The 6,822-nt window shown below is 68.4% G+C and carries 8 protein-coding genes; 6 read left to right on the forward strand and 2 right to left on the reverse strand.

Annotation, left to right across the window (positions count from 1 at the left end; translation table 11 throughout):
• Positions 1 to 94: 94 nt before the first annotated feature.
• Positions 95 to 1,000, reverse strand: a complete 906-nt coding sequence (locus BN948_RS16940) for a LysR family transcriptional regulator (protein WP_009515688.1) — start codon at positions 998 to 1,000, stop codon at positions 95 to 97.
• Positions 1,001 to 1,148: 148 nt separating this feature from the next.
• Between BN948_RS16940 and BN948_RS25755 the strand changes: the two genes are divergently transcribed.
• The 6 genes from BN948_RS25755 (at position 1,149) to BN948_RS16970 (ending at position 6,054) form a co-directional block, all read left to right on the forward strand.
• Positions 1,149 to 1,373, forward strand: coding sequence for a type II toxin-antitoxin system Phd/YefM family antitoxin (locus tag BN948_RS25755; RefSeq protein ID WP_009515686.1), 225 nt, complete (start codon positions 1,149 to 1,151; stop codon positions 1,371 to 1,373).
• Complete coding sequence (locus BN948_RS16950) at positions 1,370 to 1,792, forward strand: type II toxin-antitoxin system VapC family toxin (protein ID WP_051756167.1); 423 nt, start codon at positions 1,370 to 1,372, stop codon at positions 1,790 to 1,792. The genes BN948_RS25755 and BN948_RS16950 overlap by 4 nt, the downstream gene beginning before the upstream one ends.
• 286 nt (positions 1,793 to 2,078) lie before the next feature.
• Positions 2,079 to 3,695, forward strand: coding sequence for a glutamine-hydrolyzing GMP synthase (gene guaA / locus BN948_RS16955; protein ID WP_009515682.1), 1,617 nt, complete (start codon positions 2,079 to 2,081; stop codon positions 3,693 to 3,695).
• A 93-nt stretch (positions 3,696 to 3,788) separates the two neighbouring features.
• A complete protein-coding gene (locus tag BN948_RS16960; RefSeq protein ID WP_035622689.1) occupies positions 3,789 to 4,121 on the forward strand; it encodes a helix-turn-helix transcriptional regulator in 333 nt (110 codons plus the stop codon).
• A complete protein-coding gene (locus BN948_RS16965) occupies positions 4,111 to 5,373 on the forward strand; it encodes a type II toxin-antitoxin system HipA family toxin (RefSeq protein ID WP_009515679.1) in 1,263 nt (420 codons plus the stop codon). The genes BN948_RS16960 and BN948_RS16965 overlap by 11 nt, the downstream gene beginning before the upstream one ends.
• Before the next feature lie 102 nt (positions 5,374 to 5,475).
• Positions 5,476 to 6,054, forward strand: a complete 579-nt coding sequence (locus BN948_RS16970; protein WP_009515677.1) for a lipocalin family protein — start codon at positions 5,476 to 5,478, stop codon at positions 6,052 to 6,054.
• Between the two features lie 46 nt (positions 6,055 to 6,100).
• On the opposite strand, the gene BN948_RS16975 is transcribed toward BN948_RS16970, so the two are convergent.
• A complete protein-coding gene (locus BN948_RS16975; RefSeq protein WP_009515675.1) occupies positions 6,101 to 6,670 on the reverse strand; it encodes a DUF2878 domain-containing protein in 570 nt (189 codons plus the stop codon).
• Positions 6,671 to 6,822: the final 152 nt, after the last annotated feature.

The raw sequence follows: 6,822 nt of genomic DNA on the forward strand, positions 1-6,822 counted from the left end.
GTATCTGGAGCGCCAGTGCATCCGGGAAGCTCAATGTTTCGCTCGGGGCGAGCGAAAAATGTGTGCACTCGATCCCGCCGGGGCGGTCACCGCGTCAGGGCGTGATCTCGGCCAGCCGGCTCACCAGCAGTTCCAGGAAGGACAGGGTGGCGATCGGCAGGCGGCGGCTGTCGCGCACGGCCAGCACCAGCTCGCTGCCGCTGAGGGCCGGGTCCACCAGCGGGATGGACACCAGCTCGCCGCGCCGCGCGTCCTGCAGGGTGCCGATCTGGAACTGGAAGCTGATCGCGCCGGTCTGGCGCGTGAATTCCTTGAGCAGTTGCACCGTGCTGGCCTCGATCAGCGGGCGCATGGGCAGTCGCGCGCGGGCCAGCACCGCGTCCAGCAGGCGGCGGCTGCCAAACGATCGGTCGCCCAGGGCCACGGGGTAGGGCTGGCAGTCGGCCAGGCGCAGGCTTGCGCGCCCGGCCAGGGGGTGGTCGGGCCGCAGCATGGCGCACAGGGGCTGGTGCAGGCGGCTGATCACGCGCAGCTCGTCGCTGGGGGCGGGGTCGTGCACGAGCACCAGCTCCACCTCGTCCTGCAGCAGGCGGTTCACCAACTCGTTCGTCACGCCCGAGATCACCTGGAACTGCACGCCCGGGTGCTGGCCCTGGTACTGGGCCACGGCGCTGGGCACCAGGTCGGTGGCCACCGATTCGGCGCAGCCCAGGCGCACCGTGCCGCGCACCAGGCCCTGCAACTGCCCGATCTGCGACTGCGCCGAGCGCAGATCGGCCAGCGAGCGGCGCACGGTGTGCACCAGCACCTCGCCCGCGGCGGTGAGCCGAACGCCGCGCGGCAAGCGCTCGAACAGCGGCGTGCCGGCCTGCTCCTCCAGCTCCAGGATCATGCGATTGAGCGCCGTGGAGGCCACGTGCAACTGCTCCGCCGCCTTGCGGATGGAGCCGGCGCGGGCGACGGCGTCGAGGTACAGGTAGGCGCGGGGCGGGTGGAGCATGGCTGCGCCGGGAGTATGCAAGACGCCCGCCAAGCCTCTGCGCATCGCGTTCGGCGAGTCCGTGGGTGCAAATTCTGGTCCATAAATCTTTGGTCCATAAGCGCCGGCTTCTGGCACAATGCCGGGTTTTCCAGCCGCCGCACCCGCCATGCTGTCTGTCCCCATCCACCAGGCCAAAGGCCAGCTGTCCGAGTTGATCCGGGCGGCCGAGCAGGGCGAGCAGGTGGTGCTGACGCGCCACGGCAAGCCGGTGGTGCGCCTGGTGGCCGAGGTCGCGGGCGTCGACGACACCGAGCGCGAGCGGATATCGGCCCAGGCCCTGGCCGACCTGCGCGCCTTTCGCGCGGCCTGGTCCGCAGGGGACGCGCCATGAAGCCCTGGGTGATCGATGCCAGCGTGGCCGTGGCCTGGCTGATTCCCGAGCACCAGCACCCGCGCTGCGACGAGCACTACGGCCGTGCGCGTGGACAGGCCGGCCTGTACCACGCCCCCGCGCTGTGGCACTGGCAGGTGGGCCAGGCCCTGCTGCTGGCCTGCCGCAGCGGGCGCCTGCCGCGCGCCCACTACGAACGCGGCCTGGAGCTGGTGGCCCAGGCCCAGGTCGAGATCGACCCACCGCCCAACCTGCACCGGCGCAGTCAGGTGCTGCGCCTGGCCGAAGCCCACCAGATCAGCTACCTCGACGCCGCCTACCTCGAACTGGTGGTGCGCCTCAACGGCACCCTGCTGTCACGCGAGGCGGCGCTGCTGGCGGCCGCGCGCGCCTGCGGCATCGCCGTCGAACCGTTCTAGGGCCTGTTCACACTATTTTTCCAAGATGCGTTGCGGAGCAAAAAGGCCAAGCGCAAGGCGCGAAACGCAGACGGGCCGGGTGGCCCGGCGAGGCTTCGCAACGCGGCGCATGGCCTTTTTGACCGCAACCCGAAGGGAATGGGTTGAAAACAGCGCCACTCGTCGTTGCGCTCCTAGGCCAGGCGTCCAGCCTGGCCGTCGTCGCGCGCCTAGATTGGCGCTGTTTTCAACCCATTCGCACTTGGAAAAATAGTGTGAACAGGCCCTAGTTCCTCCGAAAGCCCCCATGCAACACGACAAGATCCTCATCCTCGATTTCGGCTCCCAGGTCACCCAGCTCATCGCGCGCCGCATCCGCGAGGCGCACGTGTACTGCGAGGTGCACCCCTGCGACGTCAGCAGCGACTGGGTGCGCGAATTCGCCGCCGACGGCCACCTCAAGGGCATCGTGCTCTCCGGCAGCCACGCCAGCGTGTACGAGGTGGACGACAAGGCACCCGACGCCGTCTATGAGCTGGGCATCCCCGTGCTGGGCATCTGCTACGGCATGCAGACCATGGCCCAGCAACTCGGCGGCAAGGTGGAGGGCAGCCACACCCGTGAGTTCGGCTACGCCGAGGTGCGCGCGCGCGGCCACACCGCGCTGCTGAAAGACATTGCCGACTTCACCACCCCCGAAGGCCACGGCATGCTCAAGGTGTGGATGAGCCACGGCGACAAGGTGACCGAGCTGCCGCCGGGCTTCAAGCTCATGGCCAGCACCGACAGCTGCCCCATCGCCGGCATGGCCGACGAGGCGCGCCGCTTCTACGCCGTGCAGTTCCACCCCGAGGTCACGCACACCGTGCAGGGCCGCGCGCTGCTCGATCGCTTCGTGCTCGAGATCTGCGGCACCAGCCCCGACTGGGTGATGCGCGACCACATCGCCGAGGCGGTCGAGAAGATCCGCGAGCAGGTGGGCGACGAGGAGGTGATCCTGGGCCTGTCGGGCGGGGTCGACTCGTCGGTGGCCGCCGCGCTCATCCACCGCGCCATTGGCGAGCAGCTCACCTGCGTCTTCGTCGACCACGGCCTGCTGCGCCTGAACGAGGGCGACATGGTGATGGAGATGTTCGCCGGCAAGCTGCACGCGAAAGTGGTGCGGGTGGACGCGGCCGAGTTGTTCCTGGGCGAACTGGCCGGCGTGAGCGACCCGGAGCAGAAGCGCAAGATCATCGGCCGCCTGTTCGTGGACGTGTTCAAGGCCGAGGCCGCCAAACTGACTTCAAGTGGTGCTTCAACAAAAGGCGCCAAGTGGTTGGCACAAGGCACTATTTACCCGGACGTGATCGAGTCTGGTGGCGCCAAGAGCAAGAAGGCCGTCACCATCAAGAGCCACCACAACGTGGGCGGCCTGCCCGAACAACTGGGCCTGAAGCTGCTGGAGCCGCTGCGCGACCTGTTCAAGGACGAGGTGCGCGAACTCGGCGTGGCCCTGGGCCTGCCGCACGACATGGTCTACCGCCACCCCTTCCCGGGCCCGGGCCTGGGCGTGCGCATCCTGGGCGAGGTGAAGAAGGACTACGCCGACCTGCTGCGCCGCGCCGACGCCATCTTCATCGAGGAACTGCGCTCCACCATCGAGCCGCATTCCGGCAAGAGCTGGTACGACCTGACCAGCCAGGCCTTCACCGTGTTCCTGCCGGTGAAAAGCGTGGGCGTGATGGGCGACGGCCGCACCTACGACTACGTGGTGGCCCTGCGCGCCGTGCAGACCAGCGACTTCATGACCGCCGACTGGGCCGAGCTGCCGTACAGCCTGCTCAAGCGGGTCTCCAGCCGCATCATCAACGAGGTGCGCGGGATCAACCGCGTGACGTACGACGTGAGCTCGAAGCCGCCGGCGACGATCGAGTGGGAGTGAGCTGCCGCTGCCCGGAGGTGGCGTTCGCAAATTTGCCGAGGCGGCGAAAATCGCCTAATATTTCAGGCGTTTAATGAGTAAACGCCTGAAATAATGAGCAAGTTTTCGATGCCATTGCAAGCGTCCCAGCGGGTGGTCCAACTGGGGCAACGCATCCGTGTGGCAAGGATTCGGCGCGGCTGGTCGGTTGCCGATCTCGCCGACAAGGCGGGCATCAACCGAAACACGCTCACGGCACTTGAACTCGGCAAGCCTGGTACGGCGGTCGGTGTGTGCTTCACGGTGCTGTGGGCACTCGGCCTGGACCAGTCGCTGGACGCCGTCGCGGACCCCGACAGCGACCGCCACGGCAAGGCGCTCGAAGCGTCGCGCCGCCCGACGCGGGCTGGCAAGGCCCGCAAGGCGAGCGACGACTATGACTTCTGAGCGCGAGGCCTACATCTACATTCAGATGCCCGGCACCTTGGAAACGGTGCCGGCAGCGCTGCTCAGGGTGCAGACACTGTCCGATGGCACGCAGATAGGGCGGTTCCGCTACGGCGATCGTTACCTTCAGCGCCCGGAGGCCGTTGCGCTCGATCCGTTCCACCTGCCCCTTGCCAGAGAAGTCTTCGAGTTCACGCAACTCAAGGGGATTCCGGGTGCGGTTCGAGACGCTGGTCCCGACGCCTGGGGACGACGCGTGATCGAGCACAAGCTCGAGCGCAGCGCGGCCGACCTCCAGGAGATCGACTATCTGCTGCACGGGCCGCAAGACGGCGCAGGCTACCTGAGCTTCGGGCTGACGGCCGAGCCGCCCGCGCCCAAGCGCCGATACAACCGCACGCACCAACTCGACGAACTGATCGCGGCCACCCAGGCGATCGAAGCGGGCCGCCCGGTGGCGGCCCATCTCCTGGAACAGATCGATCCCGGCACCAGCATGGGCGGCGCGCGGCCCAAGGCCACGATCGAGGACGCGCACAGCCTCTGGCTCGGCAAGTTTCCCGCCAGAGACGACCGCTTCAATCTGCAGCGCGTCGAATTTGCGACGCTCGATCTGGCGCGCAGATGCGGTCTGAACGTCGCGCAGGCGCGGCTCCAGTCCGTCGGCGAGTGTGATGTGCTGATGTTGCAGCGCTTCGATCGCGACTACACCGACCAGGGCTACCTTCGCTTCGGCCTCGTCAGCGGCCTGACCGTGCTCGACTGCGGCGACAGCCACCTGGACCGGGAACGATGGTCCTACCTGTTGATGGCCGACAACTTGCGCCGCTGGTCCGACAAGCCACAAGCCGACTGCGCCGAACTGTTCAAGCGGATGGTCTTCAACGCCGCGGTGACGAACAACGATGATCATCCGCGCAACCACGCGCTGCTGCGCAGGCAAAAGGGATGGCGGCTGGCTCCGGCCTACGACCTCGTGCCCGCACCGGTCGTCAGCCTGGAGAGGCGCGACCTGGCCCTGACCGTGGGCGACTACGGCCGCACGGCCAGCATCTACAACCTGCTGTCGCAGGCGGGGCGTTTCGGTTTGTCGGCGCAAGAGGCGCGCGGGGAAATCGATCGACTCGTCGATGTCGTCCGCCACTGGCGCGAAAGCTTCTTCGCCTGCGGCGTGCCGGCCAAAGACATCGAGTACATCGCGCCGGCCATCCTGCCGGATTGTTTTTTCTTCGAAAGCAATCCCCACGCGTAAGCGATTCGAGCTTGCCCCATTCGGTGAGCCGTGCCAGGGCAGCCTGCAGTGATCCGCGCAGCGGCGGCTTGCGTAAACCAGGTATTTGCGAGGTGATCCGTCATGTCGAAGACCTTCAGCGACCGGCGGTGGCGCCTTGTGGCGCTCATTGCCTGTGCAGGCGCTGCCCTGGCCGCGTGTGCCAACCGGGGCAGCGTGACCACCGAGTCTCGCGCCCCCGCCATTCCCACCGCGGGCCAGATCGACCTGTCCCGTTTCATGGGCGATTGGTACGTCATCGCGCACGTGCCCACCTGGCCCGAGCGGGCGGCCTTCAACGCGGTGGAGTCGTATTCGCTGCGCGAGGACGGGCGCATCGCCACCCGGTTCCGCTACCGCCACGGCGGCTTCAACGCGCCGGTGAACACCATGCACCCCGTGGGCACGGTGCGGCCCGGCACGGGCAACGCGGTGTGGGACATGCAGTTCCTGTGGCCCTTTCAGGCCGAGTACGTGATCGCCGAATTGTCGGCCGATGGGCAGCGCACCATCGTCGCGCGCTCCGACCGCGACTACGCCTGGCTGATGGCGCGCACGCCGCAGATCAGCGATCAGGCCTACGAAGAGGCCATGGCGAGCCTGCGCGCGCTGGGCTACGACATGGACAAGGTGCGGCGCGTGCCGCAGCGCTGGCCGGAATAGGGCGCGCGCGGCGTACCCAGCACGCAGGCGTCCGCGCGGCCGTGGTTCACCGGGAGAGGGCCGCCGGCCCGGGCGTGCCCACGCCGTCGAGCGCCCGGGCGCACAGACACACGACTGGTAGCGCGATGGCCCACGCCAGCGACAGGCAGGCCAGGGCAGGCACCGGCTCCAGCAGCGTGGCGGCCCCCAGTCGGGTGCCGGAGTAAAAGGCCAGCGGGCCGGCCACTGCGCCGATCAGCGCGGCCAGCAGCGGCCTGCCGTGCAGCCAGCGCAAGGTGACGTTGAGCGAGGTGGCGAAGACGGCCCACAGGGCGGTCATCCACAAGGGCGGCGCGGCGGCGCTCCACTGCCCACTCGTGTAAGCCAGCACGCCTTGCCCCAGCACCAGCGTGTCAGCCACCATCCCCAGCGCGGCCACGGCGGCGATCAACAAGGCCTCCGGGCCTGGCCGCGGAGCCAGGTGCAGGTGCCATAGCACCACCGCCAGAGCGGGCACGGCCCCCCAGGCGGGCAGGCCGTGGGCCGCTCCCAGCACCGCGGCGAACCAGGCGATCTGCGTGAACAGGACGTTGCCGAATTGCCAGCGGCGGCTGGGTGATGGGTCGTTGGCGTGCATCACCTTTGTACGGGGTGGACGGCGAACCGGATGAGTCCTGCGCCATTGACCCCGGGCGCGCCGCTTGCTCCGGACTTCTGGTCCTACACTTTGGCCCGCCGCACCCGCGGCAGCGGCCCCCGCTCCCCTGACCCTCCCGCCCCTCGGCCACC

Source organism: Hydrogenophaga intermedia, assembly GCF_000723405.1.
GTDB lineage: Bacteria > Pseudomonadota > Gammaproteobacteria > Burkholderiales > Burkholderiaceae_C > Hydrogenophaga > Hydrogenophaga intermedia.

Excerpts from the sequence above, each read along its gene's own strand:
- BN948_RS16940 (WP_009515688.1), bottom strand. The coding sequence starts at position 1,000 with ATGCTCCACCCGCCCCGCGCCTACCTGTACCTCGACGCCGTCGCCCGC.
- BN948_RS25755 (WP_009515686.1), top strand. The coding sequence starts at position 1,149 with ATGCTGTCTGTCCCCATCCACCAGGCCAAAGGCCAGCTGTCCGAGTTG.
- BN948_RS16950 (WP_051756167.1), top strand. The coding sequence starts at position 1,370 with ATGAAGCCCTGGGTGATCGATGCCAGCGTGGCCGTGGCCTGGCTGATT.
- guaA (WP_009515682.1), top strand. The coding sequence starts at position 2,079 with ATGCAACACGACAAGATCCTCATCCTCGATTTCGGCTCCCAGGTCACC.
- BN948_RS16960 (WP_035622689.1), top strand. The coding sequence starts at position 3,789 with ATGAGCAAGTTTTCGATGCCATTGCAAGCGTCCCAGCGGGTGGTCCAA.
- BN948_RS16965 (WP_009515679.1), top strand. The coding sequence starts at position 4,111 with ATGACTTCTGAGCGCGAGGCCTACATCTACATTCAGATGCCCGGCACC.
- BN948_RS16970 (WP_009515677.1), top strand. The coding sequence starts at position 5,476 with ATGTCGAAGACCTTCAGCGACCGGCGGTGGCGCCTTGTGGCGCTCATT.
- BN948_RS16975 (WP_009515675.1), bottom strand. The coding sequence starts at position 6,670 with ATGCACGCCAACGACCCATCACCCAGCCGCCGCTGGCAATTCGGCAAC.